The organism is Flavobacterium sp. 270 (genome assembly GCF_004368785.1).
Lineage (GTDB): Bacteria > Bacteroidota > Bacteroidia > Flavobacteriales > Flavobacteriaceae > Flavobacterium.
In genome coordinates this window covers 220,165-238,743 of the sequence record NZ_SODM01000001.1, presented here as the reverse complement: position 1 = coordinate 238,743, position 18,579 = coordinate 220,165, and the positions used below count along the sequence as shown (strand labels likewise).

At 32.2% G+C, this 18,579-nt stretch carries 18 protein-coding genes; 8 read left to right on the top strand and 10 right to left on the bottom strand.

All coding sequences use genetic code 11. The annotated features are described in order from the left end of the window. Window positions 1–62 precede the first annotated feature (62 nt). Window positions 63–584, bottom strand: coding sequence for a hypothetical protein (locus tag EV144_RS01090; RefSeq protein ID WP_134145334.1), 522 nt, complete (start codon window positions 582–584; stop codon window positions 63–65). Between the two features lie 122 nt (window positions 585–706). Between EV144_RS01090 and EV144_RS01085 the strand changes: the two genes are divergently transcribed. From EV144_RS01085 to EV144_RS01070, 4 genes are all read left to right on the top strand, one after another. Next, the gene (locus EV144_RS01085) at window positions 707–1,474 is read left to right on the top strand and encodes a sulfite exporter TauE/SafE family protein (protein WP_134145332.1); all 768 of its coding nucleotides are present in this window, start codon (window positions 707–709) and stop codon (window positions 1,472–1,474) included. Between the two features lie 194 nt (window positions 1,475–1,668). Beyond that, window positions 1,669–4,005: an ATP-dependent helicase gene (locus EV144_RS01080; protein WP_134145330.1), complete on the top strand. Its 2,337-nt coding sequence runs from the start codon at window positions 1,669–1,671 to the stop codon at window positions 4,003–4,005. A 106-nt stretch (window positions 4,006–4,111) separates the two neighbouring features. Continuing rightward, window positions 4,112–4,732 (top strand): L-threonylcarbamoyladenylate synthase, encoded by a 621-nt coding sequence (locus EV144_RS01075; RefSeq protein ID WP_134145328.1) that lies wholly within the window; start codon window positions 4,112–4,114, stop codon window positions 4,730–4,732. A gap of 81 nt (window positions 4,733–4,813) precedes the next feature. Beyond that, window positions 4,814–5,857 (top strand): carboxypeptidase-like regulatory domain-containing protein, encoded by a 1,044-nt coding sequence (locus tag EV144_RS01070; RefSeq protein WP_134145326.1) that lies wholly within the window; start codon window positions 4,814–4,816, stop codon window positions 5,855–5,857. 239 nt (window positions 5,858–6,096) lie between these two features. Here the strand turns inward: EV144_RS01070 and EV144_RS01065 are convergent, their stop codons facing one another. The 3 genes from EV144_RS01065 to EV144_RS01055 are packed head-to-tail and all read right to left on the bottom strand — an operon-like array spanning window position 6,097 to window position 8,455. Beyond that, window positions 6,097–6,930, bottom strand: a complete 834-nt coding sequence (locus EV144_RS01065) for a flagellar motor protein MotB (RefSeq protein ID WP_134145324.1) — start codon at window positions 6,928–6,930, stop codon at window positions 6,097–6,099. A 34-nt stretch (window positions 6,931–6,964) separates the two neighbouring features. Continuing rightward, complete coding sequence (locus EV144_RS01060) at window positions 6,965–7,984, bottom strand: glycosyltransferase family 2 protein (RefSeq protein WP_134145322.1); 1,020 nt, start codon at window positions 7,982–7,984, stop codon at window positions 6,965–6,967. A gap of 24 nt (window positions 7,985–8,008) precedes the next feature. After that, on the bottom strand, window positions 8,009–8,455 hold the full coding sequence (locus EV144_RS01055; protein ID WP_134145319.1) for a type I restriction enzyme HsdR N-terminal domain-containing protein: 447 nt from the start codon (window positions 8,453–8,455) through the stop codon (window positions 8,009–8,011). A 71-nt stretch (window positions 8,456–8,526) separates the two neighbouring features. Between EV144_RS01055 and holA the strand changes: the two genes are divergently transcribed. The 3 genes from holA (at window position 8,527) to ettA (ending at window position 11,537) form a co-directional block, all read left to right on the top strand. Then, window positions 8,527–9,531, top strand: a complete 1,005-nt coding sequence (gene holA, locus EV144_RS01050; protein ID WP_134147496.1) for a DNA polymerase III subunit delta — start codon at window positions 8,527–8,529, stop codon at window positions 9,529–9,531. 74 nt (window positions 9,532–9,605) lie between these two features. Beyond that, window positions 9,606–9,782 carry a CAL67264 family membrane protein gene (locus EV144_RS01045; protein WP_208326824.1) on the top strand — a complete coding sequence of 59 codons (177 nt, stop codon included), beginning with the start codon at window positions 9,606–9,608 and terminating at the stop codon, window positions 9,780–9,782. Between the two features lie 63 nt (window positions 9,783–9,845). Next, on the top strand, window positions 9,846–11,537 hold the full coding sequence (gene ettA / locus EV144_RS01040; protein WP_134145315.1) for an energy-dependent translational throttle protein EttA: 1,692 nt from the start codon (window positions 9,846–9,848) through the stop codon (window positions 11,535–11,537). 74 nt (window positions 11,538–11,611) lie between these two features. Here ettA and EV144_RS01035 read toward each other — a convergent pair whose 3' ends face one another. From EV144_RS01035 to EV144_RS01020, 4 genes are all read right to left on the bottom strand, one after another. After that, window positions 11,612–12,454 (bottom strand): hypothetical protein, encoded by an 843-nt coding sequence (locus tag EV144_RS01035; RefSeq protein ID WP_134145313.1) that lies wholly within the window; start codon window positions 12,452–12,454, stop codon window positions 11,612–11,614. Window positions 12,455–12,564: 110 nt separating this feature from the next. Next, window positions 12,565–13,008, bottom strand: coding sequence for a thiol-disulfide oxidoreductase DCC family protein (locus EV144_RS01030; protein ID WP_134145311.1), 444 nt, complete (start codon window positions 13,006–13,008; stop codon window positions 12,565–12,567). Between the two features lie 11 nt (window positions 13,009–13,019). After that, the gene (locus EV144_RS01025; RefSeq protein ID WP_134145309.1) at window positions 13,020–13,325 is read right to left on the bottom strand and encodes a GIY-YIG nuclease family protein; all 306 of its coding nucleotides are present in this window, start codon (window positions 13,323–13,325) and stop codon (window positions 13,020–13,022) included. A gap of 376 nt (window positions 13,326–13,701) precedes the next feature. Then, window positions 13,702–15,867, bottom strand: a complete 2,166-nt coding sequence (locus EV144_RS01020) for an endonuclease MutS2 (RefSeq protein ID WP_134145307.1) — start codon at window positions 15,865–15,867, stop codon at window positions 13,702–13,704. A gap of 132 nt (window positions 15,868–15,999) precedes the next feature. On the opposite strand from EV144_RS01020, the gene EV144_RS01015 reads away from it, so the two are divergent. Further along, window positions 16,000–16,665 carry a uracil-DNA glycosylase gene (locus EV144_RS01015; protein ID WP_134145305.1) on the top strand — a complete coding sequence of 222 codons (666 nt, stop codon included), beginning with the start codon at window positions 16,000–16,002 and terminating at the stop codon, window positions 16,663–16,665. A gap of 231 nt (window positions 16,666–16,896) precedes the next feature. Here EV144_RS01015 and EV144_RS01010 read toward each other — a convergent pair whose 3' ends face one another. Together EV144_RS01010 and EV144_RS01005 are read right to left on the bottom strand one after the other, a co-directional pair. Next, complete coding sequence (locus EV144_RS01010; protein ID WP_134145303.1) at window positions 16,897–17,271, bottom strand: DUF4258 domain-containing protein; 375 nt, start codon at window positions 17,269–17,271, stop codon at window positions 16,897–16,899. A 36-nt stretch (window positions 17,272–17,307) separates the two neighbouring features. Beyond that, window positions 17,308–18,507: an alanine dehydrogenase gene (locus tag EV144_RS01005; protein WP_134145301.1), complete on the bottom strand. Its 1,200-nt coding sequence runs from the start codon at window positions 18,505–18,507 to the stop codon at window positions 17,308–17,310. Between the last annotated feature and the right edge of the window lie 72 nt (window positions 18,508–18,579).

Sequence of the window (18,579 nt, the reverse complement as noted above, 5' to 3'; positions counted from 1 at the left end):
TTTTAGATTTTAGATTGCTCAAAAAATCTAAAATCTAAAATCTACATTCTAAAATATAAAAGTTACCAAAGTTCTGCAACTTCATTTTTTATATATGCTAAAGCTGCATTGCTTGGTGATTGTTTTTCTAATAAATCATTCAAAATTACTTCACGCAATTTATCAGCGCTCTCAACGCGATCGCTCATAGCAGCTTTGCGAATCATTTGTATCGTTGAGTTTTTAGCTGTTGTAATGATTGTCCAGCATTCGTCTGACATATAGATTTGCTGTGTCAAATTATGCTCGAATTCTTGTTCGATTTGGTCAATTAAAAAATTTTCATAGACACTTTTCTCGTTAGAAATTGGAGCAATTCTAATCAATAATTTAGTTAAGTTGATGCGTTCCAAATACAAAGTCATACGTTCGTAAGCTTGTAAACGTATTGGTAATGATTCTTTGTGCGCTTCTCTGTTTAATAAAAAATTACGTTTTTTATCATTGTTCTTAATGTGCAATTCAAAAAAACTGTAAGCCACAAATCCGGTAACAATGGCTGGTAAAGTATAACTTGCTAATTCTATAATTTTATTAAAATCCATTTTAGTAATTTTTCAACAAAAATATACTTTTTGAGGAGAAATCCACTTTAATTTTGTTGTAATAACAAATTGGAATCCTACTTTTGTTTTTCAATCTCAAAATCGATTGATACCCAATATAAATGGAATCATACATTATTATTTTACTTTGTCTGGCAGCTTTTGCCGCAGGATTTATTGACGCTATTGTTGGTGGCGGCGGATTAATTCAAACTCCAATGGGATTAATTTTACTGCCTAATCTTCCGGTTTCTACAGTAATCGGGACACTCAAAATTCCGGCTTTTAGCGGTACTGCTTTTGCTGCTTTTCAGTATTTAAAAAAAGTTGTAATTCAGTGGAGACTATTATTGATTATGATGTGTCTGGCGGTTCCGTCTGCATTTTTAGGTTCGACAGTCTTAACTCTTGTCAGCAACGATTTTATGAAACCGCTTTTGCTGATAGTTTTATCGTTACTTTTTATTTATACGTACGCAAAGAAAAATTTTGGACAGCATTCAGCTAAAGATCATTCGGTTAAAACGCAAATATTTTATGTAGTTGTAATAAGTATAATTGTTGGTTTTTACGACGGATTTATCGGTCCGGGAACGGGCAGTTTTTTCGTTGTGGCTTTTATTGCGCTTTTGGGTTTTGATTTTTTGCACGCTTCTGCAAATGCTAAAATGGTAAATCTGGCAACGAATTTTGGTTCGATTTGCCTGTTTATGATTAAAGGAAAAATTATTTGGTCAATTGCAATTCCGATGGCCGTATGCAACGGACTTGGGGGTTGGGTCGGAGCTAAACTAGCGATTAATAAAGGAAACGGATTTATTAGGGTTTTCTTCTTGGTTGTTGTAGTTGGGACTTTGATTCGTTTTGGCTATGATGTGTTTTTTTCTTAGAAGGTATTAACCTTCAAAGGTTCTGAGATTCAGAGGTTTTCTTCTTTTAGCCAAAAAATATTTTGCAAAATTTTACTTTGTTACTTTGAACCTTTGAAGCTTTGAGCCTTTCAAAAAAACTTAGCTGCTAGCATCTTAGTAGCTTTCTTTTTCCATCTTTAATTGCTAAATTTGCATAAAAGGAGATAAATTACATGCAGAAATATATTGACCAGCTCAACGAAGCGCAGAGAGCGCCTGTTTTAAAGAAAGACGGGCCAATGATTATTATTGCTGGTGCAGGTTCGGGGAAAACCCGTGTTTTAACAATTAGAATTGCTTATTTAATGGCTCAGGGAGTTGATGCCTTTAATATTTTGTCGCTTACGTTTACCAATAAGGCGGCGCGTGAAATGAAGCACAGAATCTCGGATATTGTGGGAGCATCTGAAGCAAAAAATCTTTGGATGGGAACTTTTCACTCCATTTTTGCGCGTATTCTTCGTTCAGAATCAGAGCATTTGGGATATCCTTCCAATTTTACGATTTACGATTCTCAGGATTCTCAGAGACTGATTTCTTCTATTATAAAAGAAATGCAGTTAGACCGCGATATCTATAAACCAAAACAGGTTTTAGGTAGAATTTCGAGTTATAAAAATAGTTTGATTACGGTAAAAGCGTACTTTAATAATCCTGAATTGGTCGAAGCCGATGCTATGGCGAAAAAGCCGAGATTGGGAGAAATTTACCAACAATATGTAGAGCGTTGTTTTAAAGCAGGCGCTATGGATTTTGATGATTTATTATTGAAAACCAACGAATTGTTAACTCGTTTTCCAGAAGTTTTGGCTAAATATCAAAACCGTTTCCGCTATATTTTGGTTGATGAGTACCAAGATACCAATCACTCTCAGTATTTGATTGTTAGGGCTTTGTCTGATAAATTTCAGAATATTTGTGTGGTTGGAGATGATGCACAAAGTATTTATGCATTCCGTGGTGCGAATATCAACAATATTTTGAATTTCCAGAAGGATTATGAAGGTGTGGTAATGTTTCGTTTAGAGCAAAATTACCGTTCGACCAGAAATATCGTTGAAGCGGCTAATACCATAATGGAACATAACAAAACGAAACTGGATAAAGTTGTTTGGACGGCAAATGATTTTGGTCCGAGGATTAAGATTCACCGAAGTTTAACAGATGCCGAAGAAGGTCGTTTTGTAGCGAGTACAATTTTTGAGCAGAAAATGCAGAATCAGCTTCATAACGGTTCTTTTGCTATTTTGTACCGTACCAACGCGCAATCTCGTGCGATGGAAGATGCTTTAAGAAAACGCGATATTCCGTATAGAATTTATGGCGGATTGTCTTTTTATCAGCGTAAAGAAATTAAAGATGTTTTGTGTTATCTGCGTTTAGTAATTAATCCTAAAGACGAAGAAGCATTGATTCGTGTGATTAATTATCCGGCTCGTGGAATTGGTGATACAACGGTTGAAAAACTTACAATTGCTGCAAATCATTACAAACGCTCGATTTGGGAAGTAATGGTAAATATTGATAAAATCGATTTGAAACTGAATGCTGGTACAAAAAATAAATTGAAAGATTTTGTAACGATGATTCAAAGTTTTCAGGTAATTGATCAGAATCAGGATGCATTTTATATTACAGATCACGTTGCCAAAAAAACGGGTTTAGTTCAAGAATTGAAGAAAGATGCTACGCCGGAAGGAATGGCAAAAATTCAGAATATTGAAGAATTGCTAAACGGTATAAAAGATTTTACAGAAGGCCAAAAAGAAATTGACGGTGCAAGAGGTGCTCTTTCTGAATTTATGGAAGATGTAGCACTTGCAACAGACTTAGATAAAGATACAAGCGATGAAGATCGTGTAGCTTTGATGACCATTCACTTAGCAAAAGGACTTGAATTTCCACACGTTTTTGTTGTCGGAATGGAAGAGGATTTGTTTCCGAGTGCGATGAGTATGAGTACAAGAAGTGAATTAGAAGAAGAACGTCGTTTGTTTTATGTAGCGTTGACACGTGCCGAACATCAGGCGTATCTAACTTACGCTCAGTCACGTTACCGTTGGGGAAAATTGACTGATAGTGAACCTTCACGTTTTATTGAAGAAATTGATGGTCAGTATTTAGAGCATTTAACGCCTGCAGAAAGCAATTACAGATATAAATCGCCTATTGACGGTGATATTTTTGGTGATGTTGATAAATCGAAACTGAGATTAGCAAAACCAGTAGGAGGTACGCCCCCAAAATATATTACAGATAATGAGCCTAAACCGGATTTAAATATTCGTAAACTAAAACCAGTTTCAGGAAATGCTCCAAGCAGTGGTGCTACAAATTTATTTGACAGCAAACTGACTGTTGGTAATATTGTAATGCACGAACGTTTTGGAAAAGGTGAAGTTGTAAATTTAGAAGGAGTGGGAGCTGATAAAAAAGCCGAAATTAAATTTGAAGTCGGTGGGATTAAAAAACTTCTTTTGAGATTTGCTAAACTTGATGTTGTGGGATAAATGTAACTTTAAAGCCAAAGTATTTCGTAACTTTAGTAAACGTTAAACCTGAAACAAATAAACCTTAAACAAATAAACCTTAAACAAATAAACCTTAAACAAAATAATGGCCGAATTTATAAAAATATATCCCGATAAACCAAGCGAAGCTGCAATTGCAAAAGTTGTAAAGGTTTTGCAAAACGGCGGTTTGGTTATTTATCCAACAGATACTGTTTACGGTTTGGGTTGTGATATAACCAATTCTCGTGCATTGGAAAAGATTGCAAAAATTAAAGGTGTAAAATTAGAAAAAGCAAACTTCTCTTTTATTTGCCATGATTTGAGTAATCTTTCAGATTATGTGAGACAAATAGATACATCGACTTTTAAAATTCTAAAAAGAGCATTACCGGGACCTTATACTTTTATTTTGCCTGGAAATAATAATCTTCCAAAAGAATTTAAAAAGAAAACGACGGTTGGTATTCGTGTGCCGGATAACAATATTATTCTGGAAATCGTTAGACAATTAGGAAATCCGGTTGTTTCAACTTCTATTCGTGATGAAGATGATGTAATTGAATATACTACAGACCCAGAATTAATTTTTGAGAAATGGCAGAATCTTGTCGATATGGTTATTGATGGTGGTTATGGAGATAATGTTGGTTCTACTATTATCGATTTATCAGAACATGAGCCGGTTGTAATAAGAGAAGGAAAAGGGGATATCGATATTTTGTAAAAAATAAAGTATTAAATATCTTGGATAATATAAAATGGTTTGGTTAATTAGCTCATAATTAATCAAACCATTTTCGCTTTCATGAAAAAACTAACCATTTTCGTATTCCTTTTTTCTGCAGTAAATCTTTTTGCGCAAAATATTTTAAAAGGAAAAATTACTAATAAAGATAATAAGCCGCTAGAAGGTGTAAATGTTTTTTTTGATGGAACTACAATTTCAACAGTTTCTGATGAAAATGGAAATTTTAAGATAAAACTTGAGCCTAATACAAATAACATTTTGGTAATAAGTTCTATAGGTTATCAAACCGAATACCTTACTTCGTTTGACACAAGTAAAGATCTTAATGTTTTAATGACAGTTGCAAAAAACGAACTAAAAGAAGTTGTGATAACTAAGAATGAATTGTTTACAAGAGCTCAAAAATTAAAACTTTTTAGAGAATATTTTATAGGTAAAACAAAAAATGCAAAAGGCACTATAATAAAAAATGAAGATGAAATTCGTTTCAAATATGATAAAGATAAATTTATTTTTACTGCTTACTCTGATAAACCCCTTGTTATTGTAAATTCTTTATTAGGATATAAAATTGATTTTGAATTGGTTGATTTTGAGATTGCTTTTAAGAAATTAAGTATCGCTCCTATAGATGTTATTAAAAATTATTACGGCGGCGTAAGCAGATTTGAAGAAATTGAAAATACTCCCGAGATTTTAGAACGAAGAGAAAAAACTTTTGAAGGGTCTCAACTTCAGTTTTTTAGAAATTTAGCTAATGAGGTATGGGACAAAAAAAAGTTTTTATTATTTACAGAAGAGCATAGTCTTGATCCTAAGAAATGTTTTAAAGTGACTAAAGAGGATGATTTTGTAAAAGTTGATTTGCTTCCCCAACCAAAAGATCAGGTAAAATATGACGATTTAAATGTAACTGGTATCGTAGCGTCTTATTTTCTAATGTATAACAGAGATCAGGAATCTAGAATTACTTTCCTGACAGATAGTTTTAAAATTTATAAATACGGAAACAATTCTGATATTGAAAGTGTGCTTTTTTCAGGTAAAATTTCAGAAAAAAAAGTAGGTGATATGCTTCCTTTAAATTTTAATATGAAGTAATATTATTTTTCTAAAAGAGTGCGAATATACATCAAGTGGTAATTTTGTAAAAAAAAACTGAAAACGTGTAATTGGTAAAAAATAAATAACTAACTTTAGTATAGTTAAAATTTAGTTAGTTAATTAAAAATAATGCTATTCTTGATTTATATTTAATTGGTTATTAAAAAATTAGGAATACATAAAAGCAGGTCAATTGACCTGCTTTTTCTGTTTTTATAATAAAGAAAACTACGAAATTATTTCGCTTGTTTTTTCATTTCTTTTTCAATCATATCATAGAATTGATCGATTTTTGGCATAACAACGATACGAGTTCTTCTGTTACGAGCTTTGTTTTCTGGAGAATCATTTGCAACTAAAGGCACATAAGAACTTCTACCAGCTGCAATTAATTTAGCAGGGTTTACACCTAACTCATTAGACAATACACGAACAATAGAAGTAGAACGTTTAACACTTAAATCCCAGTTGTCTAGCAATACACCATTACTTTTGTATGGAACGTCATCTGTGTGACCTTCAACCATACATTCGAAATCTGGTTTATCATTTACAACTTTTGCAACTTTAGCCAAAACAGATTTTGCTTTATCACTTACGTCATAACTACCACTTTTAAATAGTAATTTGTCTGCAATAGAAATAAATACAACACCTTTTTCAACATTGATTTCGATGTCTGGATCATTAATTCCAACCGCTCCTTTTAAGCTAGTAACCAAAGCAAGTGTAACACTGTCTTTTTTAGTTAAAGCATCTTGAAGTCTAGATATTTTTAAATCTTTTTCTTTTAAACTTTCTAATGATTTTTCAAGGTTTTCAGCTCCTTTTGTAGTTAAAACAGTTAAGTCTTTAGAAGTGCTTATTAAGTCTTGATTATGTTGTTTGTAGCTTTCTGCTGTAGCTGCCAATCCTGCTTTTTCTTCTAGACATGTATTAAGTTTTACTGTGCAAGAGTTTAATAAGTCTTGAATTTCTTTGTTCTTAGCTTCCAAAGCTGCATATTCCTTTTTTGAAACACACGACGTTAAAGCCATTAATACTGATAGTGCGACAACTATTTTTCTCATAGGTATTATATTTAATTAAACGTTGATTACAAATTTAGTTTTTAATATTTTGAATAGTGTTAAAGATTTCTTTAAAAATCGTCAATTTCTTTATATAGTATAAGTAAACGACGCTTTTTACGGTATAGTATTGCTGAATCTGGAAATCTTTTCTTTCTCTTAGATATTTTAAAGATATACAATAAAATGAAAAATGAGCCTTTAAAATTGCAAAAGTATGTTGAAATTTTCCTTGTGTAAGAAAACGGATACCAGCAATTCCATCTAAAATCATTCTAAAGAAAATGACAAAAAACAATCCTTTTTTTGGAAGATTTTTGACAAGCATTAACAATGAATTTCTAAAATTCAAAAAAGTTTTTTTAGGATTTCCCTGTTGTAAAGTCGCTCCTCCAACATGATAAACTACTGAAGCTGAATTGTATTTGATGATGTAGCCTTCGTTTAAAGCACGCCAGCATAAATCAATTTCTTCCTGATGCGCAAAAAAAGTTTCATCAAAACCACCTAGTTCATGATACACTGTTTTTCTAATAAAAAAGCAAGCGCCAGAAGCCCAGAACAATTCGCAATTATCATCGTATTGCCCGTTGTCTTTTTCAATTGTATCAAAAATACGGCCTCGGCAATAAGGAAAACCATATTTATCAATAAAACCGCCGGCTGCTCCAGCATATTCAAAATATTCTTTATTCTTAAAATCAAGAATCTTAGGCTGAATGATAGCAGTTTGATTTTCAGAATCAAAAGTGTGGATAATTGGCTGTAACCAATTTTGAGTTACTTCTATATCAGAATTTACCAAAGCGTAGATTTCTGCATCAATATGTTTTAATGCGTCATTGTAGCCTTTTGCAAAGCCATGATTACCACTGTTTTTAACAATTTCTATAGTGGGAAAATTTTGTCGGACAAAATTTATCGAATCATCTGTTGAAGCATTATCTGCTACATATATTTTTGCTTCTTCTGAGAATTGAATAATAGAAGGTAAAAATTGCTCTAACAATTTAACTCCATTCCAATTTAAGATGACAACTGCTATTTTATCCAAAAGTGTTTTCTTTTTTGTTTAATACTATTCTTTATAATCAGGAAGGTTTCTTAAAAACTCATATTTTTCGTTTTCAAAATCCATCTGACAATAAAAATGACTCAGACCGTTTGTGACATTCAAAAACCGTGCCTGCATTGTCATATTATAACGTGCGATCTGATCAAAAGTTGCCTGCGATATTTTAACTTCGGGTGCTTTACATTCTACCAATATATGTATAGAACCATCAGAATTAAAGACTACAACATCATAGCGTTTTCGTAATCCGTTGACTGTTAAAACTTTCTCTACGTTTATAAGCGATTTTGGATATTTTTTTTCATTTATTAAATAATGAACAACATGCTGCCGAACCCATTCTTCTGGAGTAAGAATGATAAATTTTTTCCTGATTTCATCAAAAATAGACACTTTATTTTCGCTATTTTTGAATCGGAAAGTGTAGGCAGGGAAATTAAGTTTAAGCATAAAGCAAAAATATAAAATAGTTTTAGGATTCAAGACAACTTGAAACTTTAAACTTGAAACAAATTTTTTTAATGGACGAAGTTGTAAAAATTGTAAACGATATAAAAGCCGGAAATATAAAACCAATTTATTTTTTAATGGGCGAAGAACCTTATTATATAGATAAATTATCGGAATATATTGAGCAGAATGTACTTGCGGAAGAAGAAAAAGGTTTTAACCAAACTGTTTTATACGGAAGAGATGTTTCTATTGAAGATATTGTTGCAACGGCCAAGCGCTATCCTATGATGGCTGAACGTCAAGTTGTTATAGTAAAAGAAGCGCAAGATTTGTCAAGAACGATTGATAAAATCGAATCGTATGTCAATAATCCGCTGGAAACTACGGTTCTTGTTTTTTGTTATAAATACAAAACGCTTGACAAAAGAAAAAAAGTAACCAAAACATTAGCTCAGAATGGTGTAGTTTACGAAAGCAAAAAATTATACGAAAATCAAGTTGGTGACTGGATAAAACGGGTTCTGGCGGGGAAAAAATACACAATCGACCCGAAAGCTAATGCAATGCTGGTTGAGTTTTTAGGAACTGATTTAAGTAAAATTAATAATGAATTAGAAAAACTCCAAATTATTTTGCCGCAAGGAACAATGATTACACCGCAGCATATCGAAGAAAATATTGGCTTTAGTAAAGATTATAATGTTTTTGAATTAAGAAAAGCAATTGGAGAACGCAATCAGTTGAGAGCATATAAAATTGCCGAAAATTTTGCTCACAATCCAAAAGAATATCCTTTAGTAATGACAACAGGATTAGTTTTTGGTTTTTTTGTACAGCTTTTAAAATACCACGGACTTAAAGATAAAAATCCTAAAAATGTTGCCGCTGCAATTGGGGTAAATCCTTATTTTTTAAAGGAATATGATTTGGCAATAAAAAATTACCCAATGCGAAAAGTAAGCCAGATTGTTGGAGCACTGCGAGATATCGATGTAAAAAGTAAAGGTGTTGGTGCCAATGCTTTGCCACAATCGGATTTGTTAAAAGAAATGCTTTATAAAATATTTAATTAAGCCGTGAAAATTCACGATATTTGCATTTCCGAAAAAATTAAACTACTTTAAAAAATAATTATACAATTATGGGAATGAATAAAAATACCGTTTTAGGATGGGCTACTTTTATAATGGTACTTATGGGATTGTTACTTATAGGTCTTGGCGCTTTTAGATATAGTGAAGTTTCGGGCTGGGGATTTGCAGCTACAGGAGTTGGATTTTTAGCTAATGCCTGGGTTTTTAATGCTTTAAAAGGTAGAGTTTAATTTCAAAATTCAATTACAATATCAAATTTCAATAATTACGAATAATAAATAAAAAAATAAAAAATGTCAGACGATAAGAAAGTAATTTTCTCAATGCAAAAATTGAGTAAGACCTATCAGGGAGCAGACAAACCTGTACTTAAAAATATTTATTTGAGTTTCTTTTACGGAGCAAAAATTGGTATTTTAGGTCTTAACGGCTCAGGAAAATCTTCTCTTTTAAAAATTATTGCAGGAGTAGATAAAAACTATCAGGGAGATGTAGTTTTCCAGCCAGGTTACACGGTTGGATATTTAGAGCAGGAACCAATTCTTGATGATTCTAAAACAGTTATCGAAATTGTTCGTGAAGGAGCTGCAGAAACTATGGCAGTTTTAGAAGAATACAATCAAATTAATGATTTATTTGGTCTTGAAGAAAATTATTCAGATCCAGATAAAATGGATAAATTAATGGATCGTCAGGCGGCGCTTCAAGACAAAATTGATGCTCTTGGTGCTTGGGAAATCGATACCAAATTAGAAATCGCAATGGATGCTTTACGTACTCCAGAAGGTGATACTCCTATAAAGAACCTTTCTGGTGGAGAGCGTCGTCGTGTAGCTTTATGTCGTTTGTTATTGCAGCAGCCAGATGTATTGCTTCTGGATGAGCCTACCAACCACCTTGATGCTGAGTCAGTTCTATGGTTAGAGCAGCATTTAGCACAATATGCAGGAACTGTAATTGCAGTAACGCACGATAGATATTTTCTTGATAATGTGGCAGGTTGGATTTTGGAATTAGATAGAGGAGAAGGTATTCCGTGGAAAGGAAATTATTCTTCTTGGTTAGATCAAAAATCAAACCGTATGGCTCAGGAAGAAAAAGTGGCTTCTAAACGTAGAAAAACGTTAGAGCGTGAGCTTGACTGGGTTCGTCAGGGAGCAAAAGGACGTCAGACCAAGCAAAAAGCGCGTTTACAGAACTACGATAAATTATTAAACGAAGATCAAAAACAACTGGATGAAAATCTGGAAATCTATATCCCGAACGGACCTCGTTTAGGAACAAATGTTATTGAAGCTAAAAATGTTGCAAAAGCTTTTGGTGAAAAATTATTATACGATAATTTGAACTTTACGTTGCCACAAGCCGGAATTGTTGGAATTATCGGGCCAAACGGTGCTGGTAAATCTACTATTTTCAAAATGATTATGGGCGAGCAGGCTACAGACAGCGGAGAGTTTTCTGTTGGAGAAACTGTAAAAATCGCTTACGTAGATCAGTCTCACTCAAACATTGATCCGAATAAGTCTATCTGGGAAAACTTCGCCGATGGTCAGGAATTGATTATGATGGGAGGAAAGCAAGTAAACTCTAGAGCTTATTTATCTCGTTTCAATTTTGGCGGCGGTGAACAAAATAAAAAAGTTGCAGCACTTTCTGGTGGAGAACGTAACAGACTTCACTTGGCGATGACATTAAAAGAAGAAGGAAACGTACTTTTACTAGATGAGCCTACGAATGACCTTGACGTAAATACACTTCGTGCACTTGAAGAAGGTTTAGAGAATTTTGCTGGTTGTGCCGTAATTATTTCGCACGACAGATGGTTCTTGGATAGAATTTGTACACACATTCTAGCTTTTGAAGGAGATTCTGAAGTTTACTATTTTGAAGGTGGTTTCTCTGAATATGAAGAAAACAAAAAGAAACGTCTTGGTGGTGATTTAACTCCAAAACGTCTGAAATACAGAAAATTGATTAGATAATCTAATTGGTTTTTAATAAAAAAGGATGCTAAAAATTTTAGCATCCTTTTTTTGTGTTCATTAATGAAAATAATTTATTCAAATTTTTTATAAGAAATGGTATGAACAGATTTAAGATTTTTATTACCGGTATGGTATTCTTTTATAACGTTGTTATTTTTGTCGTATTCGTATTTTGTTTTATAAAGATTGGAATAATTAGCAGATAAAAATTTAAGACCACTTTCAATTAAATTATTATTTAAGTCATATTTATAAAAAGAAATAACGTCTTTTTTTCCGTTTTGTAATCTGTAATCACCCACTACATTTCCAATATTATCATATTGATAGGCCGTCTCAGAAAACAACTTCTCATTTGGGAGATATGTTTTTGTTTTAATTAAATTATTATTGGAGTAAAAATATTCTTCTGTAATAGAAAAATCTGTATTATTTCGCCATTTTGTATGTAGTGTCTTTTTTAAGTTATAGCTGTAGTAGTCTATTTTTTGATAAATTGTATCTCCATTTTTATTAATGAATTGTATTTCGGTATTGTTTCCATTTTTATCATAAGAATAATTTCTAATGTCAAAAAAAACCAGCGCATTTTTATCCTTAGTAAGTATAAGTGATTTCACTACTTTTCCATTTTCATATTCATACACAGCATAGTTTATAGTATCTTGTTTTGAAGAGTATACTGTATTGGTAACCAACTCACCATTCTTATTAAATGTTTTATGAGACTTTAGAATGCTGTCTTTAGTTCTCAATTGTGTATACTCAAAGCTTTCGCTAATGTTATTTTCACTTCTAATTTTTTTTTCTTTTTCTAATGTAATGGGATGAATTTCTTTAATACTTGTTAACTGAGCCAACAAATTGATGCTATTAAATAAAAGAATTAGTAAAATTAATTTTGATATTTTCATGTGATTAATTTAATTGAGAAATATACAAATTAAATTTAAGTAAGAAAAATATTTACAAATTACATTTAGGAGTGGTTTACTTCATAAGTTTCTTCAATCAGTAAAATAATTTACAAAAACTTAGCCTTCAATTCCGGAGTAGGAATCATGCAGCTTTCTTTTTTCCCGTACCAATTATATCTATTTTTAGCAACATAATCATAAATACGATCACTTATAAAAATTGGCACAATTCTAAAAATAGAAACCAAATTCCAAAAGCCGCCAAAGTTTTTACCAATTTCTATAACGGCAGAAGATTTGTAAAAATAAGCAACGCCAGGATTATACAAAATAATGCTGTCCATTTTGGAGAAGCTGATCCCAAGATATTTACAAATAGAAATTCCCAATTCAGATTGAAGAGCTACGAATCTAAAAATATCTTTTTTGTCATGTTTGATAATATACTGCACAGCAGAATCACATAAGTTACAAACTCCGTCGAAAAGGATTATTTTTTTATTTTTGGTAGTCATTGCGAGGAACGAAGCAATCTCATCCGGTTTTTCCATTTCAATTATAATTATAAAATCATTATGTCTTCAATTTCTTCAAATAAATCTTTCCAGGTCGGATTTATAGAACGAATCAAATTATTTTTTGTTTCTCTCGAACCAGCTTTGATTTGTTTTTCTCTTGCTATTGCATCTCCAATCATTTGAAATTGTTCATAATAAACTAAAATACTTACATCATAACGAGCTGAAAATGAATTCTGATATTTTTTGTTTTTATGTTCTAATATTCTTTTTGGTAGATTTGATGTTACTCCTGCGTAAACAACAGTTTGATATTTATTAGTTATTATGTATACAAATCCTGGTTTCATCTTTTTTCTTTAAATTGTTTTATGAGAGACAAAATCAAATTTATTTTGATACTTCAATTTCTCCCAATTACAAATTTAATGATAAAATCTGTTTTGTAAGTTTCTTATTATTATTTATTTTAATTATTGATTTTTGTTTTTCAATAATATTTTTCGATTAAAAACGACTTGTATAAATTGTTTATAATGGATTTTATTTATTTAAGAATATCAGAAGATATATTTTGGTTAAATGATCTATTATATCGCTTTATTTTGCTTTTGTTGTTTTTTTCTTTTATTTATTGGCTCTTTTAAGGGTATTATGTTTAGATGGCTTGCTTGTTTTAGTGAGATTGCTTCGTTCCTCGCAATGACTTTGCGATTAGAAATAAATTTATTTTTTAACAGCCTCAACCAACTCCAATTCATCCAAACTTACTTTCGAAGTAAAAATTCCGTAATTTACAGTTGCTTTATTTTTTTCAATTGAATCAATACTTCCCACCGATCTTCCTTCAAGCATTCTTACTCGGTCGCCGACTTTTAAGATTGGTTTTGGCTTTTCGATAACAGGTTTGAGTTTCTTTTCTTTTTTCTCTTTTCGAATTTCTTCCACTTTTACAGTAACTTCGGCGATTACTTCTTTTTTCTTTTCTATTATCGCTTTAGTTTCTTTTGGAGTTGCTTTTTTTCGTTTAGAATTTTCAATCTCTACAATTTTCAAAAATTCGCCAATCAGTTCTTTTTTGTTTTTATTGTTGAAATATTTCTCCGAGATGTCTTCAATTTTTTGACCAATGTAAATTATCTTTTGATTGCTGTCATACAATTCCTGATAGCTTTCCAGTTTTTGTTTGATTTTTACATTGATGTTTTCCATCTTTTTGCTTTCCTCGCGCGCTCTGGTTTCTTCTTCTTTCAAGTTGATAGAAGTTTTTTCGAGTTTCGAACGTTCTTTCTGAAGTGTCGCAATTGTTTTATCAAAACGAACTTTACCAACTTCGATTTTCTTTTTGGCACGATTTATCAATCCAAACGGAATTCCATTTTTCAAAGCAACTTCAAAAGTAAAAGAACTACCGGCCTGACCGAGAGCCAATTTGTACATTGGTTCCAGAGATTTTTCATCAAACATCATATTCGCGTTTGTAGCAAAAGGCAATTCGTTGGCAAGAATTTTTAAGTTTGAATAATGCGTTGTAATAATTCCGAAAGCTTCACGATGGTAAAATTCTTCTAAGAAAATTTCAGCCAAAGCTCCTCCAAGTTCAGGATCAGAACCAGTACCAAATTCGTCAATTAAAAACATGGTTTTCTTGTTGCATTTCTTCAAGAAATAATTCATGTTTTTTAATCGATAACTATATGTACTTAGGTGATTTTCAATAGATTGATTGTCTCCAATGTCCGTTAAGATTCTATCAAACAAGAAAGTTTCGCTTCGTTCGTGCACGGGAATCAACATTCCGGATTGCAACATTAATTGTAATAAACCAACTGTTTTAAGCGAAATTGTTTTTCCTCCCGCATTCGGTCCAGAAATTACAATAATTCTATTATCTTGTTTTAATTCAATAGTTTGCGGATGCGTAACTTCGTTTTTTTGCTTATTATTCAAATACAAAATCGGATGATACGCTTCTCTAAAATATAATCTTCTTTCTTCCGTAATTGTCGGAAGAATTCCATTTATTCTGTTGGCGTATTTTGCTTTCCCGGCAACGACGTCAATATCACTTAAAAATTCCTGATATTCAATTAATAAAGGTAAAAAAGGACGAATCGAATTTGATAATTGTTTTAGGATTCTCGTAATTTCTTCTTTCTCCTCGTATTCCAAATTAGCTAATTCTCTTGAATATTGCAGGGTCGCTTCTGGTTCGATATAAGCGATACTTCCTGTTTTAGAACTTCCTAAAATAGAGCCTTTTACCTTTCGGCGATACATTGCTAAAACTGCTAAAACCCTGCGGTTCTGCACAAAACTTTCTTTAATATCATCTAGATATCCGAGACTATTGTTATGTGTAAGTGCCACTCCAAAACTTTGGTTTACTTTTCCGCGCACAATATTCATGTTTTGGCGAATGCTCAAAAGAGCAGGAGAGGCGTTGTCTTTTATTTCTCCATATTTATCTACAATGGCATCAATAAGTGTAACAATATCTTTTGTGTATTCTACTCTCGCAGCTCTTGCATTTAAATTTGGATAATAATCGTCGAATTTTTTTAAGAAATTCAATAGAAAATTTGATGTTGAAGAAAGTGTTGCAATTTTTCTAAAACTGCCTACTTCCAAGAAACTATCTTCTATTGCTAAAAACTTGATTTCGTTTGTAATAGCATCGAAACCATGATTTGGAATTGCGTTATTATTCTGGAATGACGAAACATATTCTGATGTCTGCATCAAAGCCTGCATCAAAGTTTCTTTATCTCTAAAAGGAGTTATATTTAAGGCTTTTTCTTTTCCGATATCGGTGTTACATCCTGCCGAAATGGTTTCTAGAACCGTTGGAAATTGTAAATCCTGTAATGTTTTTTCTGTAATACTGATCATTTAATTTTTCTAACAAAGTATACACAAAAGTACAAAAACTATATGATTGAATTCTACAAACTTTGAGTCTAAATTTATGGATGCCAAATATGATTTCAATATAAAATTTCCGAATTTAGCATAAAAAAACTTATGGACGTTAAAATGCATGATTCTTGGAAACCAGTTTTGAATGAGGAATTTGAGAAACCCTATTTCAATGAATTAATTGCTTTCGTAAAATCGGAATATGCAACTAAAGTTTGTTACCCAAAGGGAAGCCAGATTTTTTCAGCCTTTGATCATTGTCATTTTGATCAGGTAAAAGTGGTAATTATTGGACAAGATCCTTATCACGGCCCAAATCAGGCAAATGGATTGTGTTTTTCTGTAAATGATGGAATTCCGTTTCCGCCTTCTCTTCAAAATATTTTTAAAGAAATCGAAACGGATTTAAATAAACCAATGCCGAAAACGGGAAATCTGGAACGTTGGGCAGATCAGGGCGTTTTTCTTTTAAATGCTACTTTAACCGTTAGACAAGCTGAAGCCGGAAGTCATCAAGGAAAAGGCTGGGAAAAATTTACAGATGCTGTTATCAAACAAATTTCTGCAAATAGTGAAAATGTTGTTTTTCTGCTTTGGGGAGGTTTTGCCCAAAAGAAAGCAGCTTTAATTGATGCATCAAAACATCATATTTTAAAATCTGGACATCCTTCGCCTTTAAGTGCAAACAGAGGTTTTTGGTTTGGAAATAAACATTTTAGTCAAACTAATGCTTTCTTGAAATCTAAAGGAATGAAAGAAATAGAATGGTAGTTTGAGGTTCAAAGTTTCAGAGGGACAAAGGTTCAAAGGGGAAACTTTGAATTTTTTGACTTAGTTTTTGATTTCGACTGAAAGGAGAAATCGCACTAGTATTTCCGCAAAGTGATAAAATCAATCTTTGTAGAATTTCTAGTGCGATTTCTCCTTTCAGTCGAAATGACAAAAAATAGGATAAAAAAATAAATCTGTTGAATCTGCAAAATCTGCGAGAAACAAAAAAACTTATTTCTTTACAATTTCTTCTAAAACAGCTTTGTTTTCGTAGTTAACTACTTTTAAGATAATTTCCTGATTTTTTACAGTTTTGCCTTCAATAATATAAAGTTTACCTTTTTTGAAAGGTACATTACTTTGGTCAAAATCAACATCCCCGAAAGTTAGCGTTTTTCTAACATCAGCAGTATCGACCCATTTTTCGTTTAAAGTCTGGATTGCTTTTGGAGAATATTGAAAAGGTTTTGTGCGTAAATTATTTAGGACTCTGGCATTTGGGAAGTAGTTACATCTGGTGTCTTTTCCACTAAAAACAAGGGCTACAAAAAAGCATCCCATAATTAAACCAATCAAATAATAAGCAAAACGGTGTACGAACTTCATGAAATAAATTTTTGGCAAAGGTACATTAAAGTTCCCTTAAAATACAAGTAAATTAATATCGTTATCAGGTAAATCAAACCATTCGCCAATAGCTTTATTTGTAAGGATTCCGTGGTATAAATAGATTCCGTTTTTTAAACCTTTATTACATCTAATCGCGCTTTCTAATCCGCCATCTTCTGCGATCTGTAACAGATAAGGAGTCAGGATATTACTGATTGAAAGTGAGGCAGTTTTAGAATATCTTGATGGAATATTAGGTACGCAGTAATGCAAAACATTACTTTTTATAAATGTAGGTTTTTCGTGAGTAGTGACTTCAGAAGTTTCAAAACAACCTCCGGTGTCAATACTAACGTCAACAATAACAGCACCTTTTTTCATGTGTTCTACCATAGTTTCGGTTACTATAATAGGACAGCGTTCTTTGCCTCGCATGGCGCCAATAGCAACATCACAACGTCTTAACGCTTTTAATAATGCTTTTTGCTGAACGGTAGAAGTGAAAATTCTTTGATTTAAATTGTTCTGTAAACGACGTAATTTGGTAATCGAATTATCAAAAACTTTTACGTTTGCTCCTAAGCCAATGGCAGTTTTAGCAGCAAATTCTCCAACTGTTCCTGCGCCTAAGATAACTACTTCGGTAGGAGGAACGCCGGTAATGTTTCCAAATAAAAGTCCTTTTCCGAATTCGTCAGTAATCATTAATTCGGCTGCAATAAGTATTGATGCAGTTCCGGCAATTTCGCTTAACGACTTTACTGCAGGGTAAGATCCGTCTTCATCTTTAATATATTCAAAAGCAAGAGCGGTTATCTTTTTTTGAGCTAAGGCTTCAAAGTATTCTTTCTTTTTTGTTTTTAGCTGAATAGCCGAAATAATAATTGTTTCGGGATTGATCATTTTGATTTCTGCCAAAGTTGGCGGTTCAACTTTTAATAACATCGGACAACCAAAAACTTTCTTGGTGTCTTTTGTTACTTCTGCGCCAGCGTCTGAATATTCTTTGTCTGAATAACTTGAACTTTCTCCGGCTCCAGATTCTATCATAACGCGGTGTCCTTCGTAAGTTAAGGAGTTTACAGCGTCTGGAGTCAGGCAAATACGACGTTCTTGATAACTTGTTTCTTTAGGAATTCCTATAAAAAGTTCTCTTTTAAATTTACCAACTTCAAGTTTTTCTTCTTGTGGCAGTAATTGTTGTTTCGTAAATGGGGTTAAGGTAATTGACATGTATTATTCAAAAATATTAAGGGTACAAATTACGTAAAAAGTTTTAAAATTAGTAGAAATATTCTGCTAATA

Excerpts from the sequence above, each read along its gene's own strand:
- EV144_RS01090 (WP_134145334.1), bottom strand. The coding sequence starts at position 584 with ATGGATTTTAATAAAATTATAGAATTAGCAAGTTATACTTTACCAGCC.
- EV144_RS01085 (WP_134145332.1), top strand. The coding sequence starts at position 707 with ATGGAATCATACATTATTATTTTACTTTGTCTGGCAGCTTTTGCCGCA.
- EV144_RS01080 (WP_134145330.1), top strand. The coding sequence starts at position 1,669 with ATGCAGAAATATATTGACCAGCTCAACGAAGCGCAGAGAGCGCCTGTT.
- EV144_RS01075 (WP_134145328.1), top strand. The coding sequence starts at position 4,112 with ATGGCCGAATTTATAAAAATATATCCCGATAAACCAAGCGAAGCTGCA.
- EV144_RS01070 (WP_134145326.1), top strand. The coding sequence starts at position 4,814 with ATGAAAAAACTAACCATTTTCGTATTCCTTTTTTCTGCAGTAAATCTT.
- EV144_RS01065 (WP_134145324.1), bottom strand. The coding sequence starts at position 6,930 with ATGAGAAAAATAGTTGTCGCACTATCAGTATTAATGGCTTTAACGTCG.
- EV144_RS01055 (WP_134145319.1), bottom strand. The coding sequence starts at position 8,455 with ATGCTTAAACTTAATTTCCCTGCCTACACTTTCCGATTCAAAAATAGC.
- holA (WP_134147496.1), top strand. The coding sequence starts at position 8,527 with ATGGACGAAGTTGTAAAAATTGTAAACGATATAAAAGCCGGAAATATA.
- EV144_RS01045 (WP_208326824.1), top strand. The coding sequence starts at position 9,606 with ATGAATAAAAATACCGTTTTAGGATGGGCTACTTTTATAATGGTACTT.
- ettA (WP_134145315.1), top strand. The coding sequence starts at position 9,846 with ATGTCAGACGATAAGAAAGTAATTTTCTCAATGCAAAAATTGAGTAAG.
- EV144_RS01035 (WP_134145313.1), bottom strand. The coding sequence starts at position 12,454 with ATGAAAATATCAAAATTAATTTTACTAATTCTTTTATTTAATAGCATC.
- EV144_RS01030 (WP_134145311.1), bottom strand. The coding sequence starts at position 13,008 with ATGGAAAAACCGGATGAGATTGCTTCGTTCCTCGCAATGACTACCAAA.
- EV144_RS01025 (WP_134145309.1), bottom strand. The coding sequence starts at position 13,325 with ATGAAACCAGGATTTGTATACATAATAACTAATAAATATCAAACTGTT.
- EV144_RS01020 (WP_134145307.1), bottom strand. The coding sequence starts at position 15,867 with ATGATCAGTATTACAGAAAAAACATTACAGGATTTACAATTTCCAACG.
- EV144_RS01015 (WP_134145305.1), top strand. The coding sequence starts at position 16,000 with ATGGACGTTAAAATGCATGATTCTTGGAAACCAGTTTTGAATGAGGAA.
- EV144_RS01010 (WP_134145303.1), bottom strand. The coding sequence starts at position 17,271 with ATGAAGTTCGTACACCGTTTTGCTTATTATTTGATTGGTTTAATTATG.
- EV144_RS01005 (WP_134145301.1), bottom strand. The coding sequence starts at position 18,507 with ATGTCAATTACCTTAACCCCATTTACGAAACAACAATTACTGCCACAA.